This window comes from Actinopolymorpha cephalotaxi (genome assembly GCF_013408535.1).
Lineage (GTDB): Bacteria > Actinomycetota > Actinomycetes > Propionibacteriales > Actinopolymorphaceae > Actinopolymorpha > Actinopolymorpha cephalotaxi.
The window spans coordinates 1552948-1576326 of sequence record NZ_JACBZA010000001.1; the positions used below are offsets into that span (position 1 = coordinate 1552948).

At 72.7% G+C, this 23379-nt stretch carries 23 protein-coding genes; 12 read left to right on the forward strand and 11 right to left on the reverse strand.

The features are described from left to right. Window positions 1-120: 120 nt before the first annotated feature. Window positions 121-1746 carry a serine/threonine protein kinase gene (locus FHR37_RS06995; protein ID WP_092882926.1) on the forward strand — a complete coding sequence of 542 codons (1626 nt, stop codon included), beginning with the start codon at window positions 121-123 and terminating at the stop codon, window positions 1744-1746. Window positions 1747-1779: 33 nt separating this feature from the next. On the opposite strand, the gene FHR37_RS07000 is transcribed toward FHR37_RS06995, so the two are convergent. The 3 genes from FHR37_RS07000 to lpdA all read right to left on the reverse strand — a co-directional run bounded on the left by FHR37_RS07000 (window position 1780) and on the right by lpdA (window position 6127). Beyond that, entirely contained in the window at window positions 1780-2673 is an 894-nt protein-coding gene (locus FHR37_RS07000) for a TIGR01777 family oxidoreductase (protein WP_092882925.1), read from the reverse strand. A 204-nt stretch (window positions 2674-2877) separates the two neighbouring features. Then, window positions 2878-4683 (reverse strand): 2-oxoglutarate dehydrogenase, E2 component, dihydrolipoamide succinyltransferase, encoded by a 1806-nt coding sequence (gene sucB, locus FHR37_RS07005; protein WP_092882924.1) that lies wholly within the window; start codon window positions 4681-4683, stop codon window positions 2878-2880. Between the two features lie 52 nt (window positions 4684-4735). Next, window positions 4736-6127, reverse strand: a complete 1392-nt coding sequence (gene lpdA / locus FHR37_RS07010; RefSeq protein ID WP_092882923.1) for a dihydrolipoyl dehydrogenase — start codon at window positions 6125-6127, stop codon at window positions 4736-4738. Window positions 6128-6481: 354 nt separating this feature from the next. Here lpdA and FHR37_RS07015 point away from each other — a divergent pair, with 354 nt between their 5' ends. Further along, window positions 6482-6850 carry a hypothetical protein gene (locus FHR37_RS07015; RefSeq protein ID WP_092882922.1) on the forward strand — a complete coding sequence of 123 codons (369 nt, stop codon included), beginning with the start codon at window positions 6482-6484 and terminating at the stop codon, window positions 6848-6850. 65 nt (window positions 6851-6915) lie between these two features. Here FHR37_RS07015 and FHR37_RS07020 read toward each other — a convergent pair whose 3' ends face one another. Continuing rightward, window positions 6916-8427, reverse strand: coding sequence for a leucyl aminopeptidase (locus tag FHR37_RS07020; protein ID WP_092882921.1), 1512 nt, complete (start codon window positions 8425-8427; stop codon window positions 6916-6918). A 132-nt stretch (window positions 8428-8559) separates the two neighbouring features. On the opposite strand from FHR37_RS07020, the gene gcvT reads away from it, so the two are divergent. Further along, entirely contained in the window at window positions 8560-9654 is a 1095-nt protein-coding gene (gene gcvT / locus FHR37_RS07025; RefSeq protein ID WP_092882920.1) for a glycine cleavage system aminomethyltransferase GcvT, read from the forward strand. A gap of 34 nt (window positions 9655-9688) precedes the next feature. Here gcvT and FHR37_RS07030 read toward each other — a convergent pair whose 3' ends face one another. Continuing rightward, window positions 9689-10363, reverse strand: coding sequence for a hypothetical protein (locus FHR37_RS07030; protein ID WP_139238901.1), 675 nt, complete (start codon window positions 10361-10363; stop codon window positions 9689-9691). A gap of 227 nt (window positions 10364-10590) precedes the next feature. Here FHR37_RS07030 and FHR37_RS07035 point away from each other — a divergent pair, with 227 nt between their 5' ends. Both FHR37_RS07035 and FHR37_RS07040 read left to right on the forward strand, forming a co-directional pair. After that, complete coding sequence (locus tag FHR37_RS07035; RefSeq protein WP_202818025.1) at window positions 10591-10896, forward strand: helix-turn-helix domain-containing protein; 306 nt, start codon at window positions 10591-10593, stop codon at window positions 10894-10896. A gap of 77 nt (window positions 10897-10973) precedes the next feature. Further along, window positions 10974-11537: an ATP-dependent Clp protease proteolytic subunit gene (locus tag FHR37_RS07040; protein WP_092882918.1), complete on the forward strand. Its 564-nt coding sequence runs from the start codon at window positions 10974-10976 to the stop codon at window positions 11535-11537. On the opposite strand, the gene FHR37_RS07045 is transcribed toward FHR37_RS07040, so the two are convergent. Genes FHR37_RS07045 through FHR37_RS07060 form a run of 4 tightly spaced genes read right to left on the reverse strand, consistent with a single transcriptional unit; the run spans window position 11492 to window position 16041 of the window. After that, window positions 11492-12406 carry an ECF transporter S component gene (locus tag FHR37_RS07045; RefSeq protein ID WP_092882917.1) on the reverse strand — a complete coding sequence of 305 codons (915 nt, stop codon included), beginning with the start codon at window positions 12404-12406 and terminating at the stop codon, window positions 11492-11494. The two genes, FHR37_RS07040 and FHR37_RS07045, sit on opposite strands and share 46 nt — an antisense overlap. Next, window positions 12403-14112 carry an ABC transporter ATP-binding protein gene (locus FHR37_RS07050; RefSeq protein WP_092883205.1) on the reverse strand — a complete coding sequence of 570 codons (1710 nt, stop codon included), beginning with the start codon at window positions 14110-14112 and terminating at the stop codon, window positions 12403-12405. Before FHR37_RS07050 ends, FHR37_RS07045 begins: the two co-directional genes overlap by 4 nt. After that, entirely contained in the window at window positions 14109-15254 is a 1146-nt protein-coding gene (locus FHR37_RS07055) for a CbiQ family ECF transporter T component (RefSeq protein ID WP_139238900.1), read from the reverse strand. Before FHR37_RS07055 ends, FHR37_RS07050 begins: the two co-directional genes overlap by 4 nt. Before the next feature lie 4 nt (window positions 15255-15258). Beyond that, the gene (locus FHR37_RS07060) at window positions 15259-16041 is read right to left on the reverse strand and encodes an SCO2322 family protein (protein WP_092882916.1); all 783 of its coding nucleotides are present in this window, start codon (window positions 16039-16041) and stop codon (window positions 15259-15261) included. A gap of 573 nt (window positions 16042-16614) precedes the next feature. On the opposite strand from FHR37_RS07060, the gene FHR37_RS07065 reads away from it, so the two are divergent. Continuing rightward, a complete protein-coding gene (locus FHR37_RS07065) occupies window positions 16615-16824 on the forward strand; it encodes a hypothetical protein (protein ID WP_092882915.1) in 210 nt (69 codons plus the stop codon). A gap of 55 nt (window positions 16825-16879) precedes the next feature. Here FHR37_RS07065 and FHR37_RS07070 read toward each other — a convergent pair whose 3' ends face one another. Continuing rightward, window positions 16880-17482 (reverse strand): DUF3043 domain-containing protein, encoded by a 603-nt coding sequence (locus FHR37_RS07070; protein WP_202818024.1) that lies wholly within the window; start codon window positions 17480-17482, stop codon window positions 16880-16882. 346 nt (window positions 17483-17828) lie between these two features. Between FHR37_RS07070 and FHR37_RS07075 the strand changes: the two genes are divergently transcribed. From FHR37_RS07075 to pspAB, 4 genes are all read left to right on the forward strand, one after another. Next, on the forward strand, window positions 17829-18653 hold the full coding sequence (locus tag FHR37_RS07075) for a PspA/IM30 family protein (protein ID WP_092882914.1): 825 nt from the start codon (window positions 17829-17831) through the stop codon (window positions 18651-18653). Next, entirely contained in the window at window positions 18650-18928 is a 279-nt protein-coding gene (gene pspAA, locus FHR37_RS07080) for a PspA-associated protein PspAA (RefSeq protein ID WP_092882913.1), read from the forward strand. The genes FHR37_RS07075 and pspAA overlap by 4 nt, the downstream gene beginning before the upstream one ends. Before the next feature lie 130 nt (window positions 18929-19058). Continuing rightward, window positions 19059-19961, forward strand: coding sequence for a zinc metalloprotease HtpX (gene htpX / locus FHR37_RS07085; RefSeq protein ID WP_092882912.1), 903 nt, complete (start codon window positions 19059-19061; stop codon window positions 19959-19961). 92 nt (window positions 19962-20053) lie between these two features. Continuing rightward, window positions 20054-20623, forward strand: coding sequence for a PspA-associated protein PspAB (gene pspAB / locus FHR37_RS07090; protein WP_092882911.1), 570 nt, complete (start codon window positions 20054-20056; stop codon window positions 20621-20623). 49 nt (window positions 20624-20672) lie between these two features. On the opposite strand, the gene FHR37_RS07095 is transcribed toward pspAB, so the two are convergent. Further along, a complete protein-coding gene (locus FHR37_RS07095; protein ID WP_175542460.1) occupies window positions 20673-21590 on the reverse strand; it encodes a GNAT family N-acetyltransferase in 918 nt (305 codons plus the stop codon). A 105-nt stretch (window positions 21591-21695) separates the two neighbouring features. On the opposite strand from FHR37_RS07095, the gene FHR37_RS07100 reads away from it, so the two are divergent. Further along, complete coding sequence (locus tag FHR37_RS07100) at window positions 21696-22793, forward strand: glycerate kinase family protein (RefSeq protein WP_092882910.1); 1098 nt, start codon at window positions 21696-21698, stop codon at window positions 22791-22793. A gap of 203 nt (window positions 22794-22996) precedes the next feature. After that, entirely contained in the window at window positions 22997-23362 is a 366-nt protein-coding gene (locus FHR37_RS07105) for a HesB/IscA family protein (protein WP_092882909.1), read from the forward strand. Window positions 23363-23379 lie beyond the last annotated feature (17 nt).

Sequence of the window (23379 nt, forward strand, 5' to 3'; positions counted from 1 at the left end):
GGCCTCCGGCGAGACCGTTCGAGACCGTTCGAGACCGTTCGACAAGCGACACCGTTCGAGGCTGTTCGACGAGCGACACCGTCCGACGACGACACCGTTCAGACCGTACGAGAGGCGACCATGGGGGCGCAGTTTCGCGTTCAGGGGTACGACCTGGGTGCGCTGATCAGCGCGAGCGCCACCGGCGAGGTGTGGGAGGCCCACCGCCACGGCACCGGTGACCACGTTGCCCTGCGGCGGATCCGCCCCCGCACACCGGACGCACGGGAGGACGTACGCCGGTTGGCGGCCGTCCTCGCCATGATCGGCCATCCGCACCTGGTGCGGGTGCACGAGGCGCTGCCCCTCGGGGACGAGGTCGTCTGGGTGCTGGACCACGCCGACGGCGGCAGCCTCGACCAGCTCCTGCACGGGCGCGGCCAGCTGGATCCCGGTGAGGTGGTCACCACGGCCGCACCGGTGGCCGAGGCACTGGCCGCGGCGCACGAGCGCGGGCTCCTGCACGGCGACGTGACTCCGGAGGCGATCCTCTACACCGCCGAGGGGCGGCCCCTGCTCACCGACGTGGGCGTTCTCGCGCTGGTCGAGGGCGGCGAGAGTCTCGGCACGCACGGCTACACCGATCCCGACGGCCCGCCCGGACCCGCGACCACCCCGGCCGGGGACGTCTACGGGCTGGCCGCGGTCTGCTACACCGCGCTGACCGGGGTGGTCCCGCGGCCGGGCCAGGCCCGCCCGCCGCTGGCCGAGGCCGTGCCCGACGCACCACCCGGCCTGCTGCACGCCGTCGGAGCGGGACTTCAGCCGGTGGCTGCTCGCCGGCCCACCGCCGCGCAGTTCGCCGACCTCCTCTACGCCGCGTGCCCGCCGGCGCCGGTGCGCTTCCCGGTCGGGCTGGTACTCACCGACGCCGACCTCGCGGCGATGACCGGCGCCTCCCCGGCTCCGGAAGCCCCTGCTGCCACCCCGGAGGACGGATCGCCTCCGGCGAGCCCGACCGCCGAGCGCACCTCGGCTGATCCGGGTGAGTTCACCGTGCCCGGTGTACCCGGCGGCCCGGACGGCGACCTGGATCTGGACCTGGACGACGAAGACGACGAACGCCGCTCACGGATTCGCGTGATCGCCGCCGCGGCGGCCGTGGTGGTGCTGGTCGCCGGCGCGGTCGTCGGCGGGATCGCCTGGGCGAAGCGTTCCGACAACGCTCCGGACGCCGGGCGGACGGCGGCGCCGAGCACCTCGCCGACGGCCCCGGCCGCGCCCGAGACTCCGGCCCCGAGCGCGACGAGCCGTCCCACGGCGAAGCCCACGCCGACGCTGAACAGGTCCGCCACGCCGCGGATTCCACCCGGCCCGGCCGGCGCGGAGGCCAGGTGGCGAAAGGTGCTCGCCACCCTGGACGCGCGCCGCGCGCAGGCGTACGCCACGAACGACCCGGCAGTGCTCGCGGGCGTCTACTACCCGGCCGGCTCCGACCTGGCTGCCGACGACCGCACCGAGATCGACAAGTGCGTGCGCGCGGGCTGCCATCTGGAGGGCCTGCGGTTCGCGGTCCGGACGCTGCACGTCGACAGCGAACGCCCTGACCGGGCGGTGCTCCGGGTCGTCGACCAGTTGCAGGCGTACTCCGTGGTGTCCGACGACGGGGAACGAGTGCCCCGACCGGCCGGTGAGCCGAAGAACCGCCGGATCACGCTCGTACGGACCGGCCAGGGCTGGCTGATCTCCCGGATAGAGGAGCGCTGACCCGGCGCGTCGCAGCAGCGGATCGGCCCGGCCTCAACGGTGCAGCGCCCTGTCCACCAGTGAGGAGACGTCGGGTGCGGCGAAGGTGAACCCCGCGTCCAGCAGCCGGCGCGGCACCAGCCGGACGCTGCCGAGCATCTCCGCGGAGAACTCCCCGAGCGCCGTGCGCAGCGCCACCGCGGGCACCGGCAGCAGCGTCGGCCGGCGCAGGGCCGCGCCGAGCACCTTGGTGAACTCGGCGTTGGTCGTGGGCTCGGGGATGGTGAGGTTGTACGGGCCGCGCGCGTCCGCTCGGCCGACCAGGAACCGCACGGCCGACAGCCAGTCGTCCAGCGCGATCATCGGGAGGTACTGCCGGCCCGATCCGAGCCGGCCGCCCGCACCGAGCCGGAACTGCAGCTCCATCACCTTGAACGCCCCGCCGGAACGGTCGAACACCGGTGACGTACGCAGGTGCACGACCCGGACGCCGGCGCGTTCGGCGGGATCGGTGGCCGCCTCCCAGTCGCGGCACAGCTCGGCGAGGAAGCCGTCGCCGGGAGGTGAGTCCTCGTCCAGCAGCAGGTCGCCGCGGTCCTTGCCGTAGTAGCCGGTGGCGCTCCCGGAGACGAACACCGGCGGCTCGGGCAGGTCGGCCAGCGCCCGGGCGAGCGTCGAGGTGGTGGCGAGCCGGCTGGTCCGGATCGTCTGCCGGTAGGACGGCGTCCACGGCACCCGGCCGATGCTGGCCCCGGCGAGGTTGACCACCGCGTCGGCGCCGGCGAGCACCTCGGCGTCGACCTGGCCCCGGTCGGGGTCCCACTGTGCCTGGTCCGCGGCCTGCGGCGGCCGGCGTACCAGCTGGGTCACCTCGTGCCCCTCGCCGGTGAGCCGCGTACGCAGCGCCTGTCCGAGGAACCCCGACGCACCCGCCAGAACGAATCTCATGCGGCCAGCATGCCCTGGGAGGCGGCCCGCATGCTCAGCCAAGATCAGGTCCCGGACAGCTCGCAGTTGGCTCGGGGCTGGCTCGGGCAGGTTCAGGACGCGCGTCGGCCCGTCCCCGGAGAGTCCGGGAACGGGCCGACAGGTGTCCTTGCCGGATCTGGTTCAGTCGTCACGAACCGAACGCGGGGACCGTGCGCGGAGAACTCAGCTGCTGAACTCCGCGGCCACGCTGCCGTCCTCCAGCCGGGTCTTGACCGCGACCAGGAACCTCGCGGCGTCCGCCCCGTCGATCAGCCGGTGGTCGTAGCTCAGCGCGAGGTAGACCATGTGCCGGATGGCGATGGTCTCCCCGAGCGGGGTGTCGACCACGACCGGCCGCTTCACCACCGAGCCGGTGCCCAGGATGGCGACCTGCGGCTGAAAGAAGATCGGCGTGTCGAACAACGCGCCCCGGCTGCCGGTGTTGGTGATGGTGAACGTGCCGCCGGAGATCTCGTTCGGCGTGATCTTGTTGGTACGGGTGCGCTCGGCCAGGTCGGTGATCCGCTTGGCGAGCCCGGTGACGTTGAGGTCACCGGCGTCGTGGATGACCGGCACCATCAGCCCGCGCTCGGTGTCGACCGCGATCACGAGGTTCTCGTTGGCGTGGTAGGTCACCTCGCCCTTGTCCAGGTCCAGGCTGGCGTTGAGCTTCGGGTGCTCCTTGAGTGCCTCCAGCGCCGCCTTGGCGAAGAACGGCAGGAAGGACAGCTTGATGCCCTCCCGCTGCTGGAAGCCGCGCTTGGCCCGGTCACGGATCCGGGCGATGGCCGTCACGTCGACCTCGACCACCGTGGTGAGCTGGGCGGTGTTCTGCAGCGACTCGTGCACCCGCTGGGCGATCACCTTGCGGGGCCGGCTGAGCTTCTCGGTCGTGCCGCGCAGCGGGCTGGGCTGGGCCGGCGCGGACTGGACGGCCGGCGCCGCACCGGGCAGGCCCTCGGCGGACTCCGCCTGCTGGCTGGTGGCCTTCTCCGCCTCCTGCCGGGCCTTCGCCGCGTCCAGCACGTCCTGCTTGCGGATGCGCCCGCCGACGCCGGTGCCGGACACCGAGGACAGGTCGACCTGGTGCTCGGCCGCCAGCTTGCGTACCAGCGGAGTGACGTACGCCGCCGATCCCTCGTCGGTGGCGGCCGGCTTCTGCGCCGCGGGGCGGGCCGGCTCCTGGCGGGCCGCCGGCTGCTCGGGCTCACGCCTCGGCTCGGGCTTGGCCTCAGGCTTCGGCTCGGCCTTCTGCTCCGGCTTCGGCTCCGGCTCGGCCTTCTGGGCCGGCTTCTCCTCGGCCTGCTCCGGCTCGGTGGGCTTCGGCGCGGCGTGCCGGGGGGCCGCCGCGGCACCGCTGGAGATCACACCGAGTTCGGCGCCGACCTCGACGGTCTCGTCCTCGGCGACGGTGATCTGCACCAGGGTGCCGGCGCTCGGGGCCGGGATCTCGGTGTCCACCTTGTCGGTGGAGACCTCCAGCAGCGGCTCGTCGACCTCGACCTTGTCGCCGACCTGCTTCAGCCAGCGGGTGACGGTGCCCTCGGTGACGCTCTCGCCGAGCGCGGGCAGGGTGACCGAGGTGCCCTCGGCGGACCCGCCGTCCGAGGCGTTCGCGGACGCCGGGGCGGGCTCCTCCTGCTCCTGCGCGGCCGCGTCCTCCGCCGGCTCCTCCTCCTGAGCGGGTTCCTGCTCGGACTCCTGCTCGGCCTGGGCGGAGTCGTCCGCGCCGCCGTCCTCGGCCTGTTCGCCCTCCGAACCGATGACGGCGAGTTCGGCGCCGACCTCGACGGTCTCGTCCTCACCGACGGTGATCTGCAGCAGGACGCCGGCACTCGGCGCGGGAATCTCGGTGTCGACCTTGTCCGTGGAGACCTCGAGCAGCGGCTCGTCAGCCTGGACGGTTTCGCCCACCTGCTTCAGCCACCGCGTGACAGTTCCCTCGGTGACGCTCTCCCCTAGGGCGGGAAGGGTGACGGAGACCGGCATGCTTGCTCCTTGTCGTGGTTATTCCGAACCTGGGCCTTGGGGATGAGGCGCCTCAGCCGTGCACGTGCAGCGGCTTTCCGGCGAGGGCCAGGTGAGCCTCGCCGATCGCTTCGCTCTGGGTCGGGTGCATGTGGACCAGCTGGGCGACCTCCTCGGGGAACGCCTCCCAGTTGTAGATCAGTTGGGCCTCGCCGACGAGTTCGCCGACCCGGGCACCCACCATGTGGATGCCGACGACCGGGCCGTTCTTGGCCCGGACCACCTTCACGAAGCCCTGCGTCTTCAGGATCTGGCTCTTGGGGTTGCCGGCCAGGTCGTAGGTGAACGTCTCGATCCCGTCCGCCCCGTGCTTCTCCTTGGCCGCGGCCTCGGTGAGGCCCATCGACGCCACCTCGGGGTCACAGTAGGTCACCCGTGGGATGCCGGTCTCGTCGATCACCGGCGGGTCGAGCCCCGCGATGTCCTCGGCGACGAAGATGCCCTGCTGGAAGCCGCGGTGGGCCAACTGCAGGCCGAACACGATGTCGCCGGCCGCGCGTACGCCCGGAACGCTGGTGCGCAGCCGCTCGTCGACGCGGACGAACCCGCGGTCCAGCTCCACACCCACGTCCTCGTAGCCGAGGTCGGCGGTGGACGGGCCGCGGCCCACGGCGACGAGGAGTAGCTCGGCGTCGTAGGTCTCACCGGACTCGACGGTCAGGCGTACACCCTGGTCGGTGTGTTCGACGCTCTTGTAGGGCGTGTTGGTCTTGTAGGTGATGCCGCGCTTGCGGAAGCCGCGTTCGACGGCCTTGGAACAGGCCTCGTCCTCGGCGGCCAGTAGCCGGGGGAGTGCCTCGATGATCGTCACGTCGGCGCCGAAGGAACGCCAGACGCTGGCGAACTCGACCCCGATCACGCCGCCGCCGAGCACGATGACCGAGGACGGAACGTCGGTGAGCTGCAGGGCGTGCTCACTGGTGAGGACGCGCTCGCCGTCGACGTCGAGGCCGGGCAGGGTGCGGGAGTAGGACCCGGTGGACAGCAGGATGTTCGGTGCTTCGTACCTCGTGCCGTTGACCTGGACGGCGTTCGGCGCGACCAGCCGGCCCGCGCCCTCGACGACCGTGACGCCACGGGCCTTGAGGAGTCCGCCGACGCCGCGGAACGCGCGGTTGACGACGCCGTCCTTGTATTTGTTGACCCCCGCCATGTCGACGCCCTCGAACGTCGAGCGGATGCCGAAGTCGGCGCCGTCGCGGGCGTTGTCGGCGATCTCGGCGGCGTGCAGCAGCGCCTTGGTGGGGATGCAGCCGCGGTGCAGGCAGGTGCCGCCGAGCTTGTCCTTCTCCACCAGCGCGACCCGCAGGCCGAGCTCGGCCGCGCGCAGTGCGCACGCGTACCCGCCGCTGCCTCCGCCAAGGATCACAAGGTCGAACGAGGTGCCGGCGTCGTTGTCCGCCACGGGTTCCTCCGTGCCGTTGATCGAACCTGACTGAACTGACTGCGTACTGACTGCGTACTGACTGGGTGTCGACGGTGTCGACGGCCCCGGGCCGGCGGGAACCGGCACGGGGTCGTCACGCCACCGTCATCTTTCCACCCTCGGCGCCCAAGTGCCCAAAGGGTCCGTCCCGGCCGCGTCGGCGTGGTAGCCGGACCGGCGAATCGTGCGGATTCGTACGGGCTTGGGGGTGTCTGTGACCGGGTAGAGGTCGCTCGTCGCCAGGGTGGAGTCCGGGCCTTCCGGACGCCCGGAACCTGCGGCACACTTCGTGCGTTCGATCGACAAGTCAGCTCGGCTGCGAAGGAGGTCGCGATGCCGCGATGGTTCCGGCGGCGCGCCGACTCGGCGCCTGCCCGCGGCCGGGGATCCGGTGCGAGCGAGGACGTCGCCCACCTGACGGAGTTCGCCCGCACCCGCCGCGGGGTGGAGGGCTTCGTCGAGCCGCGGACGACCGTGACGGAGACCACCCTGCTGCTGGTCGCCGACGACGGGGAGTGGACCCGGCGCCGGGTGCCCGACGCCGCGAGGGCGCACGAGTTCGCCAACCGGCTCGGCATCCCCAGCTACGACGCGCAGGTGGTCGGCTACCCCCAGCGCATGCGCGCCTGGAACACCCGGCGCGCGGCCGCCGAGAAGCAGGCGAAGTCCCTGGGGCCGACCGCTCCCGGCGAGGTGGGCTGACCCACCCCACCGAGAGCGGTTCGTGCCTCGGGCGTTCGGGCCGGGTGTGCTCCGGCTCGGCCGGGCTACAGCTCGCCCACGGCGGCGGCCTCGGCCAGGCCGACCAGCGTGCGCACGCCGCTGCCCGTCCCGCCGACGGGGGTGTAGCCCCACGCGGCGCTGTCGTTGTACGACGGACCGGCGATGTCCAGGTGCGCCCACCGGATCCCCTCGCCGACGAACTCGTTCAGGAAGCTCGCGGCCACCAGGGCACCCCCCAGCCGGCCGCGGGAGACGTTGGCGAGGTCGGCGACCTTGGAGTCCAGGCTCTCCCTGGTGCCCTCGGGGATGGGCAGCGGCCAGCCCTCCTCACCGGCCCGGCCGGCGGTCTGGCGTACGAACGAGTTGAAGTCCTCGTCGTTGCCCATGATCCCGAACGTCCGGCCGCCGAGCGCGACCACGCAGGCGCCGGTGAGGGTGGCCACGTCGACGATGACGTCGGGCTTGTCCTCGCTGGCCCGGGCGATCGCGTCGGCCAGGACGAGCCGGCCCTCGGCGTCGGTGTTGAGCACCTCCACCGTCTTGCCGCCGTAGATGGTCAGCACGTCGGAGGGCCGCTGGGCGGACCCGGACGGCATGTTCTCCGCCATCGGTGCCCAGGCCGTCACCGCGACCGGGAGCTGCAGGTCGGCGATCGCGGTGACCGCCGCGAGCACCGCCGCCGCACCGGCCATGTCGCTCTTCATGGTGAGCATGCCCTCGTTGGGCTTGAGGGAGATGCCGCCGGTGTCGAAGGTGATTCCCTTGCCGACGAAGACCAGGTGCTTCTTGGCGCGGGCCGGCTTGTAGCTCAGCCGGACGACCCGCGGGTCGCGTTCGGAGCCCTGGCCGACGCCGAGGGTTCCGCCGTACCCCTTGGCCTCCATCGCCTTGCGGTCGAGCACCTCGACGGTGAGCCCGGCCCGCTTGCCGGCCGCCTTCGCCTCGTCGGCGAACACCTCGGGGTAGAGGTCGGAGGGTGCGGTGTTGACCCAGTCGCGGGTGAGGTTGACCGCCGCCGCCACTGCCTCGGCTCGCGTCAACGCGGCCTTGACAGCCTTGTCGCGTACCTTGCCGGTCAGCACGGTGACCGCGGAGATCGGCGCCGGCCGCTTGTCGGCGTTGGTGCGGTAACGGTCGAAGGCGTACGACCCGAGCAGTGCGCCCTCGGCGAGCGCGCCGACACTCTCGGCCGCGCCGTCGCCCACCGCGAAGGCCACGGTCTCCGCCTTGCCGGCCAGCCGGCGTACGACGGCGCCGGCGGCCCGGCGCAGCGCCTCGGCCGCGGGCTCGTCACCGCCCAGCCCGACCGCCGCGACCACGGCGGCGTCCACGCCGTCGGGGGAGGGGAGCAGCGTCACCTCCTCCGCCTTGCCCTTCGCGCCGAGCGCGGTGAGGGTCGCGGCGAGCCGGCCGCCGAACGCCTTGTCGAGTTCGCGCGCTCCGGAGTCGAGCGTCACTTCCCGGTCACCGGGCGACACGCCGACGACCAGCGCGTCCACCTTCACCGAGGGGGCGGACGCCTTGCGGACGGAGATGCTCGGACTTTTCACACTCACGCTTGATCTCTCCTCGTTGCCGATTCGTCGCGGATATCGTGCGGGGGAACGGATGTGAGAACTTCGAAACGCCTGTCCGGCGGATGCTACGCCGTGGGTCCCCCAGGGATCCGGTTCGGTAGGTTCGCGGTCATGAAACGTTCGCCGCTGCACGACCGGCACCAGGCCCTGGGCGCGAAGTTCGCGGAGTTCGGCGGCTGGGAGATGCCGCTGGAGTACGCCGGAGGAGGCGTGCTGCGCGAGCACGCGGCGGTGCGGTCCGGCGCCGGCGTCTTCGACGTGAGCCATCTCGGCAAGGCGAGGGTCAGCGGACCGGGCGCGGCGGACTACGTCGACTCCACCCTGAGCAACTCCCTGGCCAGGATCGAGCCGGGCAAGGCGCAGTACACCCTGTGCTGCGACGACGCGACCGGCGGTGTCGTGGACGACCTGATCGCCTACCTGCGCGGACCGGACGAGGTGTTCCTCGTGCCGAACGCCGCCAACTGCGCCGAGGTCGTCCGCCGGCTGGCCGCCCAGGCGCCGGACGGGGTGGAGGTCGTCGACCTGCACGAGGAGTTCGTGGTGCTCGCCGTCCAGGGACCGCGCAGCGACGACGTCCTCGCCGCCGCCGGGCTGCCGACCGGGCACGGGTACATGTCCTTCGTCCAGGCCGACTGGCAGGGGGCGCCGGTCACCGTCTGCCGTACCGGCTACACCGGCGAACGCGGGTACGAACTGGTGGCGCCGGCGCACGCGGGGACGGCCCTGTGGGACGCGATCCTCGCCGCCGGGCAGGCGTACGACATCGCGGCCTGCGGACTCGGCGCCCGCGACACGCTGCGCACCGAGATGGGCTACCCCCTGCACGGGCAGGACATCTCCCTCGACATCACCCCGGTGCAGGCCCGCCTCGGCTGGGCCGTCGGCTGGAAGAAGCCGGCGTTCTGGGGCCGGTCGGTGCTGTCGGCGGAGCGCGCCGCCGGGCCCAGCCGGCGGCTGCTCGGACTGGAGGCGGCCGGGCGGGGGATTCCCCGGCCGGGCATGTCCGTGGTCGACGCCGACGGTTCGCCGGTGGGCGTGGTGACCAGCGGGACGTTCTCCCCGACCCGGCGGGTGGGGGTCGGGCTGGCGCTGCTGGACGCCGGGGTGAGCGAGGGCTCGGAGGTCGCGGTCGACGTACGCGGCCGGCGGGAGGCGTTCACGGTCCGCCGCCCGCCCTTCGTAGAGGCCTCGCCCACGTCCTGAGTTCGCCGGCATCGGCCGCATCCGGCGGCCGCGCTCAGCCCGATACGTCCACAGCCTCGCCGAACGTGCCACCGGCGCGGAGCGTGGCGATCAGCTCAAGTACGCCGGTCCGGCCGCCGTGGGAGCTTGCCCAGCGGCTCACCACACAGGCGGCCTGCCGGTACGGCTGGTCCGTGCCGCCCTTGACCGCGGCGGCCCACTTCTCCGTGACGATCGGCAGGGCCTTCCGATAGGGCAGGCGGCATCGGTCCGCTTCGGACGAGGGCTTCAGGTAGCGGGAGTCGCCCGAGACCAGCACGGCCAGTCCTTCGTCGAACCAGTGCGGCACATCTGCGCGCGTCCTGCCCAGCCGTTCGTGGAACTCCACGTGGGACAGCTCGTGGGTGGCGATGGTGCGGTTTGCACCGGCGGGTGCGAGCATCAGGGCCGAGGTACCGAACGCCTTTCCCCTCTCACTGCCACCACCGATCCGCCGGTAGCACGCCGCAGTGCTACAGATCAGCACTCGCGGACGCGTCTTCAGGTCGCCGTAGAACGCGGCGATGTCGCTTTCCGCCTCATCGACAATTCGCCGGTACGCCGTGTCGCGTCGGTCGGTGTAGATGTCACCGCCCAGTCCAAAGAGCCCGTAGCACCGCGGGCACAGCGTCGCCGCGATCGCCGGTCGGGTCGCGGCCACCAGCCCGGCGGACACCAGCACGAAGACCACCACCATCCCGGCCACGACCCGCCATCGCCGCCTGCTGTTCAGGTCGTCGTCTCCGCCTGCCTGGCGCACGTCGGCCTCCTGTCCTTCCCGGGGTCCGCCCCCGTGATCATGCGGGATCACCTGTGATCAACGCGGGCCTTCCGGTCGAGGTTTCGGGGACGACCCGTGTCCCTGGGTGCCCCCCGGGACAGTCGCGGTTATCGCGTTTTCGAGATAGCGTTTCCGGTATGGCGAACGAGCCCTCCCGGGCCTCCGCGGACTCCTCGGACTCCGCTGCCGGGGACGACGACCTGCCGGTGATGCCCGGTTTCCGGGAGATGGCGCTGCGGCGGCGGGCCCTGGCCGAGTCGCTGGTCGACCTGCGCCGCCGGTCCGGGCTGTCGCAGACTCAGGTGGCCGCCCGGATGGGTACGTCCCAGTCGGCGGTCGCCCGGCTGGAGGCCGGTGAGGCCGACGTACGCCTGTCCACCCTGGAGCGTTACGCCGCCGCCGTCGGTCACCGGCTCGACGTCCGGCTCGGCGGTGACACGTGACGCCTGACCTGTACCGCTGACCGCTGATCGGCAACCGCTGACCGGCAGCCCCTGACCGACAACCCGGAGGAGCCGTCATGACCGACGACCGGGCGACGACCTTCGACTCCTACGTCGCCGAGCAGTTGTTCCAGCGCCGGGTCGTGCTGGCCCGGGGCTTCCTCGACGAGGAGCACGCGACCCGTACGGCTGCCCAGCTGCTGACCCTGGAGGCGCTGGCGCCCGACCCGATCCAGCTGCACCTGTCCTGCCCGGACGGCACGCTGGCCGCCGCGCTCAGCCTGGCCGACACGGTGCGGGTCCTGCGCGCCGAGCTCACCGCGGTCGCGGTCGGTGAGGTGAACGGCCCGGCGGTCGGGGCGTTCGCGGCGGCGCCGGTGCGGGTCGCCTACCCACACGCGCGGTTCCTGCTGGCCGAGCCGAAGGCGTCCGAGCGCAGCGGCACCGCCTCCGAGGTGGACACCTACGCCCAGGAGTACCTCCGGCAGCGCGACGACCTGGTGGACCTGCTGGCGGAGGCGACCGGGCGGCAGGCCGAGTCGGTCGCCGCCGACCTGCGCGCGGGCCGGTTCCTCACCGCCGAGGAGGCGGTCGGCTACGGCCTCGCCCAGCGGGTGGCCTCGGGGCGTTCCGTCCGCTGAGCCGGCGGCGCTGCGAGGTCCACCGGCGCCGCAGAGTCCACCGGCGCCGCAGAGTCCACCGGCGCCGCGAAGTCCACCGGTGCCTCGAACGCCGCCCGCCTGGCCGCCCGGCGCAGCGTGCCGAGCACCACCCGGCCGGCGAGCAGGATCAGGACGGCGTTCACCACACCGCGTACGAAGTCCCACCCGAACGACGTGGTGACGTAGAACGCCGCGTAGTGGCGGAGGTTGGTGAGCACCGGCTCGCCCGCGGCGTAGCTCATCCCGGCCGGCAGCGAGGTCGAGAAGGGCCAGAACGACAGGTTCAGCAGCGCGCCGTACGCGAAGCCCGCCACGCCCGCGTACCCCGCGAGCAGCATCCGCTCGGCCCGGCCGGAAGCGTGCGGCAGGAGACCGGCAGCCAGCCCGACCCAGGCCAGGCCGACCATCTGGAACGGCAGCCACGGCCCCACGCCGCCGGTGGCGAGCCCGCTGGCCAGGATCATCACCGAACCCAGCGCGAACCCGAACCCCGCGCCGAACACCCGGGCGGCCAGGATCACCAGGAAGAGCGTCGGTTCGAACCCTCCGGTGCCCGGACTGAGTGCCCGCAGCGCGGTCCCGGCCGCGGCCAGCACGCCCAGCATGGCGACCGCCTTGGCATCCATGCCGCCCTCGGTCAGCTCGGCCAGCACGACCGCGATGACGAGGGGAAGCAGGACGAGGAAGAGGTACGGCGCGTTCGGGCCGGCGCCGCCAGCCGCGTCACCGGCTCCGGTCAGGAACGGCCAGCCGAACCCCAGCACGCCGGCCAGGCCTGCCGCGGCGAGGGCCGCGACCGACCTGGGCCGCAGCCGGACGACCTCGGACCGCCCGGACCGTTCGGTCACGACGCGGGTTCCAGCGCGGCCGCCACGTCGGTGACAGTGAGCCAGGGCTGAGGCCGCAGGATCTTCGCCACCTGCGGGGCGAACGTCGGCGACGCCGACACCACCGAACCCACCGGCCCGTCGGCGACCACCTCCCCGTCGGCGAGCACGACGACCCGGGTGGCCACCTCCGCGACGAGTTCGACGTCGTGAGTGGCGAACACCACGCCGTGCCCGGCGTCGGCGAGGTCCCGGACGATCCGCGTCAACCGCGCCTTGGCGGTGTAGTCCAGGCCGCGGGTGGGCTCGTCCAGGAGCAGCAGCGGTGGCTGCCCGGTGAGCACGACGGCCAGCGCCAGGCACAGCCGCTGCCCCTCGGACAGGTCGCGGGGATGACGGTTCGGGGGTACGCCGGGCGCCAGCCGCTCCAGCAGCCGGGCACAGCTCCCGGCCGGTGCGTCGAAGTCCCGATCGGCCTGGCCGCACTCCTGCGCCACCGTTTCCGCGTACAGCAGGCTGCCCGGATCCTGCGGCACCAGCCCGACCGCCCGGGCGATCGCGCGCGGCTTGGCGGTGGCCGGGTCCACCGTGCCCACCGGGTCCGCCCGGCCGACCCGGACCGTGCCCGCCACCGGACGCACCAGCCCCACCAGTGAGCCGAGCAACGTGGACTTGCCCGCGCCGTTGCGGCCCATCAGCGCGACCACCTCGCCGGCCGCGACGTCGAGGGTGAGGTCGCGCACCGCCGGCGGCTGCGCGGATCGGCGGCCGCCGTACCGGACGGTCAGCTCGTGCACCGTCGCCACCGTCCTCACCGGGTCGGTCGTGTCCACCGTGTCCACCGTGTCAACCGAGCGCCGGCCGTTCGAGACAGGCTTTCGGGGTACGCCGGTCCGCACCGGCGGGCGCATCGGCGCGAGACGTTCGCGCAGTGGACCGGCCATCCGCCGGGCGTCCCGGACGCTGAGGGGGAGCGGGTCCCACCCGGCGAGCCGGCCGAGCGCGACCACCGGCGGCGCGACCGAGGAACGGGCCATCATCTGCGCGGGTGGGCCGACCTCCAGCGCGTCGCCGGTCCCGCGGACCAGCACCACCCGGTCGGCGTACTGCACCACGCGCTCGAGCCGGTGCTCGGCCAGCAGCACCGTCACCCCGAGGTCGTGCACCAGCCGCTGGAGGGCGGCGAGCACCTCCTCGGCGGCCTGCGGGTCCAGCGCCGACGTCGGCTCGTCCAGCACCAGGATCCGGGGATGGGTGGTGAGGACCGCGCCGATCGCGACCCGCTGCTGCTGCCCGCCGGACAGCGAGGCGATCGGCCGCCCGCGTACGCCGGCCAGGCCGAGCAGGTCGAGGGTCTCCTCCACGCGGGTACGCATCACGTCCGGCGGCAGCCCCAGCGACTCCATGCCGTACGCCAGTTCGTCTTCCACCGTGTCGGTGACGAACCCGGCGAGGGGATCCTGCCCGACCACACCCACCACGTCGGCGAGGTCACGTGGCCGGTGGGTGCGGGTGTCCCGGCCGTCGACGAGGACGCGGCCGGCCATCGTCCCGCCGGTGAAGTGCGGCACCAGCCCGTTGACCGCCCGCAGCAGCGTGCTCTTGCCGGCGCCGGTCTGCCCGACGACCAGGCACAGCTCGCCCTCGGCGACCTCGAACGTGACGTCCTGCAGGACCGGCGACGCGGCGCCGGGATAGCGCACGGTCACCGACTCGAACCTGATCACGCGAGCACCTCCGAGGACGGGTCGGACGAGCCTGCCGATCCCGATGAACCGGTCACTGGCAGCGGCGGCGGTGAGCACCAGGCGGGCAGCAGGCCCAGCAGGGCACCGATCGTGGGCAGCACCGGCAGGCCGGGCAAAGTCAGGGGAGAGGCGGACACGACGACGTCGGGTACGCCGGTGGACGCGGCCCAGGTGAACGCCGCGGCGACGGCCACGCCGCTGGCCGCGACCAGCCACTCCGGCAGCGCCCACGGGTCGGGGCGGTACCTCGTGCGCACGGCCCGCCGCCCGGCCAGCGCCAGGCCGGCCACCGCGGCCGCGCCGCCGGCCACCAGCATCGGCACGCCGAACAACGGCCCGCCGTCGGCGGCGAGCAGGCCGTAGGCGCCCGCGCACAGACCGACCAGGCCGCCGAGGACGAGGACCGCGGTCACCGTCCGGGTGGCCCGCGGCACCTGACCCACCCGGCCGTACCCTCGCGAGTCCATCGCCGCGGCCAGCGCCAGCGAGCGTTCCAGCGCACCCTCCAGCAAAGGAACGGCGGTGGCGCGCAGCGAACGCAGGCCCCGGTCGGCCCGGCCGCGCAGCCTGCGTGCCGCCCGGGCCCGCGCGGCGTCCCCGACCAGCTGGGGCGCGAACGTCATCGCGACCACCACGGCCACGCCGAGCTCGTACAGCGCACCCGGCATCGCGGCCAGCAGCCGCTTGGGGTTGGCCAGCGCGTTCGCGGCGCCGATGCAGGCGAGGACGGCGGCCAGCCGGAGCCCGTCGTACGCCGCGGACGCCAGCGCCTCGGCGGTCACCGCACCGCCGATTCGGATCCCCTCCAGCCAGCCGGGCAGCGGCACCTGGGGCAACGTGAGGAGCACGGTCCGCCCGGTCACCGCCGCGCCGAACAGCGACTGGAAGACCACCCGGATCGCGATCACCACCAGCCCGAGCCGCAGGAACGCGCCATAGGACCGTGCCCACGGCGCGGACGTACGACGAGCCGCCACCACGTAGCCGGCGACGGCGAGCACCAGCACCAGCAGGAGCGGGTTCGTGGTGCGGCTGGCCGCCGTCGCCAGGCCGAGCGCCCACAGCCACCACGCACCCGGGTGGAGGGTGCGCGGCAGCGAGGGACGGTGGACGGCGCGCATCGGCTCAGGCGCCCTGGTCGGCGTTCCGCTGGCTGCGCAGGAACAGCAGCCCGCCGCCCAGCAGGACGACGAGGACCGCCACCACCGGGAGGACCGGCAGCCCGCCGGAGCCCGCGTCGACGGCCCGATCGCCGGCGCCTTCGCGGGGTTCACCGGCGCCGGCCTTCTTTCCGCCCGCCTTGGCCTCGGCGTGAACCGCGGGCAACGCCAGCGCGACGGTCGGCTCCGGCGAGGCGACCGCCGGCTCCTTCTTCACCGGGTCGCCGCAGCCACTGGAGGGGAAGCCGTCGATCCCGCAGATCATGCTCTTCTGGTCGCGGACGTCGGCGACGGCGGCGAGCACCTGCGCGGAGTTCGCCTTGGCGTCCACGAGCGCGCACGCGCCCCGGGGCTTCGCGGGGGACTGCCCGCCGGGCGCCTCGTCGGCCAGGCCGTAGTCGAGGACGACGCCGACCCGCTTCTTTCCGGCCTGGGCCTTGGTGTCACCGCAGAGCTCGGCGAAGTCGGCGGCCGCCCGCGGCAGCCGGGGCGGCGACTTCTCACCCGACACCGCGAACCGCCAGCCGTCGACGGCGCCGTCCTTCGGGGTGACCGAGCCGGGGCCGACCGAGGCCATCTTCCAGGCGTGGTCGGTCCACTGGAAGAAGCCCCAGTAGCGGTACGCGGACGCCTGCGCGACCCCGGCGCCGAGGGTCGTGGCGAGCAGGCCGGCGGCCAGCACGGTCGCCAGGGTGGTCAGGACGATGGCCGCGGCAGAACGCCGGGCCTTCGACGGGGCGAGCCTCATTCGGGTCCCTCTTTCTCATGGTGCGGTCACGGCCAAGGGAACCGGGACCACACATGAGAACGCCCCCGGCTACGTGCGGCGTGGAACGCCGGTAGCCGAGGGCAGGGCTCGGGTGCGTGACCCGCGCTCCGCCCGCAGACCTCGACGGGAGTCGTGGAGCCGGTCGTCGTCGGCAGGTGCTCCGGCTCGCCGCGGGCACCCGGTGAGTTCGTACGATCTCGGCTCGACGGCGGGTCGGGCCAGGTCGTGCGGACCTGCGGGCACGCGGCCTACGGTTGCGGGTCAGCGCCGGATTCGGACCGGCTTTCCCTGCGTGCGGAAACCCGGGTGGGTCCCGCCCGACGACGTCGTGCAGGACGGACGCTCTCACGGCCGCCCCGGGAAGTCAAAGATGTCCCGAACCCGGCGAGACGTTCCGGTGCGAGGCGCCTATGCCAGGTCTGTGTCGAGTCGGGTGCCGGGCCTGGGCCGGGCCTGGTGTCGGGCCGACCGGCCCGGCCGCGCGACCGGCACCGGCCGTGCCCGACCGAGCCGACCACGACAGGCCCCGGGAAACCTCTAAGCTCGGCTTTCATGACCTGGACGTGGCGACTCGAAGATTCCGAGGGCAACCCCGTGGACGCCGGCGAGCTCGCCCGCAGCGAGTTCCCGTCGCAGAGCGACGCGGAGAGCTGGATCGGTGAAACCTGGCGCGAACTCGCCGGAAGCGGTGTCGACCGGGTGACGCTGCTCGAAGCCGGGCGCGAGGTCTACGGCCCGATGAGCCTGCACCCCGCCGACTGAGCTGAACGACCGGCCCGGACGGCCCGACCGTCCGGGCGGTCGCAGGTCGTGCCGCCTAGGCGGAGATCTTCTCCCCGCCGGGCTTGACCTGCGGCTTGGGCATCCGCAGCCGCCGGATCTGGGTCGAGCGCATGATGCCGTACGACAGTGCGCCGCGGTGGCTCTCATTGGGGAACTGCTCCCGCAGCCCCTTCTTCAGCCGCCGTCCCAACAGCACCAGGTCCAGCGGCACGATGATGATCGCCACCAGCCAGAGGTAGGTCGCCACCACGCGTACCTGCGGCATCGGCAACGTCATGAAGATGAAGATGACCAGGAAGTACGGCAGGAGGTACTCCGCCGGGGTGCGGCGCGAGTCGACGTAGTCGCGGACGAACCTGCGGACCGGTCCCTTGTCCCGCGCCGGGAGGTAGCGCTCGTCGCCGGTGGCCATCGCCTGCTGCATCCTGGCCCGCTCGGAACGGGACTTCTCCCGCTGCTGGCGGATCGCCTCTTTGCGGTCGCGCGGCGCGCTGACCCGGGTCTTGCGGGCCTGCTCTGCCTCACGGCGCTTGGGCGTGGGGCGTCCCTTGCCGCCGGAGCCGCCGGTCTTCTCGGACGGCGTCGGCTCGGTGGCCGTCTCGGCGGGGGCCTCGGTTGTCGTATGGCGTCGGAACACGCCCACAGAGTAACGGTCCGGCAAATCCGCGCCCCAGCCCGGCCCGGGAGGTGACCGGCGTGGTCCGCGACCGGATCCGCCCGCGAACCCGACCCGCGTCTCCATCGGCGCCGCCACGCGCGAACCGCCACGGAAACCGCCCGGAAATACCGCCGGAAACGGCTGAAACGCTCCGCCGGGAACTCCGTGAGTTCGCCGCTCGTCTAGGGGAAATGTCCGGGGGAGGTGGGGTCGCCCTTGTACGTTCGTCGGCATAGGGTGAACCCACACACGACGCCGTCCCGTGCCATCCGCGGCAGGGAGGCACGACCGGCTTTCTGTGAGACGAAGGGGGCGGCCGACCTCGATGGGTATTCTCAACCGCTTCGCGATGATCTTCCGCGCGAAGGCCAACAAGGCGATGGACCGCGCCGAAGACCCGCGCGAGACGCTCGACTACTCCTACACGAAGCAGCTGGAGATGCTCCAGAAGGTCCGGCGTGGTGTGGCTGACGTCGCGACCAGCCGCAAGCGGCTCGAGCTGCAGATGAACCAGCTCAACCAGCAGTCGAACAAGCTCAAGGACCAGGCGCAGAAGGCGTTGTCGATGGGCCGGGAGGACCTCGCTCGCGAGGCGCTGACCCGCCGGTCCGGGGTCGAGCAGCAGGTGTCCGACCTCAGCACGCAGCACGCCACGCTGCAGGGCGAGGAGGAGAAGCTCACCCTCGCGGCGCAGCGCCTGCAGACCAAGGTCGAGGCGTTCCGCACCAAGAAGGAAACCATCAAGGCCACCTACACCGCGGCCGAGGCGCAGACCCGCGTCGGCGAGGCGTTCACCGGGATCTCCGAGGAGATGGGCGACGTCAACATGGCCGTGCAGCGGGCCGAGGACAAGACGGCCGAGCTGCAGGCCCGTTCCGGTGCGATCGACGAGCTGTTGGCCTCCGGCGCGCTGGACGACGTCACCGGCACCAGCAAGGACGACATCTCCCTGGAGCTGGAGCGGATGGCGTCCGGCAACGACGTCGAGAGCGAGCTGGCCGCGATGAAGGCCCAGCTCGGTGGGGGCTCGGCACCGGCCCGCGAGATCGAGGGCCAGGCCACCCCGGGCGAGCAGGCATCGCCGTCCGCGACGCAGCAGTCCGCCCAGCCCGCACCGGACCAGCCGCAAAGGCAGGGTGAGGGATCGTGATCGTTCGCATCCTCGGCGAGGGGCAGCTTCGGGTACCCAACGAGCACCTCGACGCACTGAACGAGCTCGACGCGCGGCTGGAAGCCGCGGTCAACGCCGGGGACGAGGAAGGTTTCCGGGGAGCGCTGACCGCTCTCCTCGACCAGGTACGCACGGTGGGCACGAAGCTGCCGGACGACTCGCTGGAGGAGTCCGACCTGTTCCTCCCGCCGGAGGACGCCACGGTCGACGAGGTGAAGGAGCTTCTGGGGGAGGAAGGCCTCATCCCCGGATAGATCGGACGGTTTCGCACCGACCCGACCAACAGCAGGTGAGTGAGCTCATACGCCACACGCGCGAGCGCCGGGAACATTCCGGTGCTCGCGCGTCGTCGTATGAGTGACCCTTCAAGGAGCGGTGAAACACATGGCTCGCACACGATTCCAACCCGACCGGGGCCTCACCTCGCGGATGGTCCTGGTCATGTTCCTGCTCGGCCTGCTGTACGTCGCGGCTGTCGGCGGGCTCATCGCCGCCGGGCTGAACTTCGCCTGGGTGATCATCATCGCCGGCGGGTTCCTGCTGGCACAGTGGTTCTTCTCCGACAAGATCGCGCTGGCCGCGATGGGCGCCCGCGAAGTCTCACCGGACGAGGCGCCCGAGCTGCACGCGGTGATCGACCGGCTGTGCGCGCTCGCCGACATGCCCAAGCCGCGGGTGGCCATAGCGGACACCGACATGCCGAACGCCTTCGCCACCGGCCGCAACCCGAACAAGGCCGTGTTGTGTGTCACCACGGGCATCATGCGCCGACTGACCCGGACCGAGCTGGAGGGAGTGCTCGCCCACGAGCTGTCCCACGTCGCCCACCGCGACGTCGCGGTGATGACCATCGCGTCGTTCCTCGGTGTGCTCGCCGGTCTGGTCGCCCGGTTCGGGATGTACTCCGGCATGGGCCGCGGCAGCAGGGACAACAACGCCGCGATGGTGTTCGCGGTGGTCTGGCTGACCAGCATCGCGGTCTACGTGATCAGCTTCCTGCTCACCCGGGCGCTGTCCCGCTACCGCGAGTTCGCCGCCGACCGGGCCGGTGCCTACCTCACCGGCAACCCCTCCGAGCTGGCTTCCGCCCTCACCAAGATCTCCGGCGACATCGCCCAGATCCCGACCCGGGACCTGCGCAGGTCGCAGCCGGCCCAGGCGTTCTTCTTCGCCCCGGCCGCGGTCGGCAAGTCGCTGGGCAAGCTGCTGTCCACCCACCCGACGACCGAGCAGCGCCTGGCCCGGCTGGCGCAGGTGAGCGCCGAGCTCGGCAAGCCGATGCTCTAGACGACGCACGCCGTGGGCGCCCGCACCGTGCGGGCGCCCACGGCCAGTGCTCTCCCTCGCCTCCGTCCCCGCGGACCCGAAAGGCTGCCGGCATGAAGTTCCTCGACGCGATCCTCGGACGTAGCCAGCCGAAGCGGCCCGACCTCGACCAGTTGTTCGGCCTTCCGCAGGCGGCGCTGACGCTGCAGGCCGCCGCGGACTTCCGGCCCACCGGGGTGGGCTCGGTCTGCTACCGCGCAGCCGAGGGCGGGGCGTTCGCCACCACCCAGGCCGACATCCAGGAGTTGCTGGACGCCGACGAGGGACCGAAGGTCGAGCGGGTCACCGACGACTACGGCTTCACCTGGCTGGTCGTACGCCACGACCCGGAGGACAGCTCGGGACTCGTCACCGACCTGCACGCGGTCAACTCCTCGCTGGAGGCCGCCGGGTTCGGCCCGTCCCTGCTGTGTTCGCTGGTCACCTTCGTCAACGGCGACGGCCGCCGGCTGGCGCTGGTCTACCTCTACAAGCGCGGCGCGTTCTACCCCTTCGCACCGCTGGCGGGCGAACGCCGAGACAACGCGCTGGAGCTGCAGACCCGGGGCATGGTGGCCAACGACCTGAAGATCGAGGAGGACCTGTCCCGCTGGTTCCCGGTGTGGGGCGCTCCCGGTCTGTGACCCGTCCGCGGTGGAGTGGTCCGCGGCAAAGCGGTTCGCGGCGGAGGGGTCAGAGGAACGCGCCGGACGGCAGGTACGGCGCCGGTGGGCGCATGTGCCGCAGGCACAGGTAGCCCTCGGTACGCAGGGACAGCCCGGCCGCGAGGGCCACGTCGACGGCCCACTCCTGGTCGGCGGTGAGGTAGTCGATCCGTACGTCCGCACCTTCCGGCGACACCGCCAGCGCGGCCCACAGCAGCCGCTGGGCGACCTTGCGGCTGGTGGCGGCCAGCAGCACCGGTGACCCGGACGGGTCGACGAAGCAGTAGCCGCTCCCGGTGAGGGTGTCCGACACCAGCAGGCCGTACTCCGCACACAGGAACTCGTGGTCGACGCCGTGCGCCGCGCCGCGCACCCGCCGGTCCACCGAGTCGCACAGGTCCTGGTCGCCGGGCCCGCCGGTCCGTACGCCGTCCACCACCGGCAGCGCCGAGCGGTCGACCGTACCGGCGATCCGGATGGTGGGGTGCAAAGTGAATCCGGCGAGCCGGTAGCGGCGGGCGGCTCGGGGGTCCTCGGTGGAGATGATGATGCCGCGCAGGCAGCCCCGGCTGTAGCCGAGGGCGGCGTCCAGCAGTGCGGCGCCGACGCCGGCGCCCTGGGCCTTCGGGTGGACGAAGAACGACGACAGGCCCCACGACTTCTCCCGGCGCAGCGACATCGCCACACCGACCACCCGGCTGCCCCCGGCGGCTCCGCCACCGCCGTTCCCGCCGTCGGCCTCGGCCACCCAGCATCCCTCGGCGTCATGCCGCAGAAGGTGCTTGGCGCGGCGTTCCCACCGGCCGCTCCAGTCCGAGGTCGCCGGGCCGGCCGACGGAGCGGGCAACCCCGCGGGCCGGGTGAGCGATCGGCTCAGCTGCAGGGCCTCGTGGGTGAGTGCGCGGGCCGCCCCGATGTCGTCGTCCCGCATCGGCCTGATCAGCACGCTGCGACTTTATTACGTGGCACTACGCAGCACTACCTGGCATTACGGGGCATCGCGAAGCACCCCGCAGCGGCGGGCACCGCGCCGACCCGCAAGGATGGCGCCGTGCGCGTGTTGATCGCTCCCGACAAGTTCGCCGGCACCCTCACCGCAGTGGAGGCCGCGCAGGCGATGGCCACCGGCTGGCTCGAACAGGCGCCGGACGACGAGGTGGTGACCGTCCCCATGTCGGACGGCGGCCCGGGCTTCGTGGACGTGCTGTCCGCCGCGCTGGGCGGTGAGCTGCTCGCGGTGACGGTCACCGGCTCTCTCGGTGAACCCACCCCGGCGACCGTCCTGCTGCACGAGGGCACCGCCTACGTCGAGACCTCGCAGGCGTGCGGGCTGGACCTGGTGCCGCCGGAGCGGCGGGACCCCGAACGCGCCACGACGTACGGCGTGGGCGAGCTGGTCGCGGCGGCCCTGGAGGCGGGTGCTCGCCGGCTGGTGCTCGGCCTCGGCGGCAGCGGAACCAACGACGCGGGCGCGGGCCTGCTCGCAGCACTCGGCGCGACCGCGCAGCCGGACGGCGTCCTGGCCTCCGGCGGTGCGGCCCTGGCCGAGGTGACGGCCCTGGACCTGGCGCCTGCCCGGGCGCGGCTGGCCGGCGTCGAGATTCTCGCCGCCAGCGACGTCGACAACCCCCTGCTGGGACTGCGGGGCGCGACCAACGTGTTCGGCCCGCAGAAGGGCGTCGCCGAGGAACGCCGGGTCACCCTGGACGCGGCCCTGGAGCGCTTCGCCGACCTGGCCGACAGGTCACTGGCCGACGCCAAGGGCGCGGGCGCGGCTGGCGGACTCGGCTACGCGCTGTCGCTGCTCGGTGGCACTCGGGTGCCTGGCATCGAGACGATCTCGGCGGCGGTGGGGCTGCCGGACCGGGCGCGGGCGGCCGACCTGGTGCTCACCGGGGAGGGCTCGTTCGACTTCCAGTCCGCCGGCGGCAAGGTGGTCTCCGGCGTGGCGTCGGTGGCCGGCGAGGCGATCCGGCCGTGCCTCGTACTGGCCGGGCAGGTCCTGGTCGGAATCCGGGAAATGCGGACGATGGGCGTCGAGTCCGGCTATTCGCTGGTCGACCTCGTGGGCCGCGAGCGGGCGCTCGGCGCGCCGCGGGACAGCCTGGTCGAGCTGGCCCGGCGGGTGGCACGGACCTGGTCACGCTGAGTCCCGCCGGGTCGCGCTGAGTCCCGCCGAGTCGTGCCGGGTCGCGCAGTCCCGTTGGGGTCCCGATGAGCGATGAGGTCCCGATGAGCGTCGCCCGGTCCGAACTATGCGACCATGGATCCGGTGCATCGGAATGTACGGTGCCCCCGCAGGCGTTGAGCCTCACGACATCTATCTCCGGGACAACCACGGGAGTCCGAAGGATGACCATTCAGGGCGACGTGACCCAGCAGGACCAGCAGGCCGACGGCGTGGTGCTCACCGACGCGGCCGCGTCCAAGGTCAAGAACCTCCTCGAGCAGGAGGGCCGAGACGATCTTCGACTGCGACTCGCCGTGCAGCCGGGTGGCTGTTCGGGTCTGCGCTACCAGCTCTTCTTCGACGAGCGCGACCTGGACGGCGACACGGTCCGTGAGTTCGGGGGCGTCGGTGTGGTCGTCGACCGGATGAGCGTTCCCTACCTGCAGGGTGCGGTGATCGACTTCGTCGACACCATCGAGAAGCAGGGCTTCACGATCGACAACCCCAGCGCCACCAGCTCCTGCGCCTGCGGCGACTCCTTCCACTGAGTCGACCCGCACGGCCC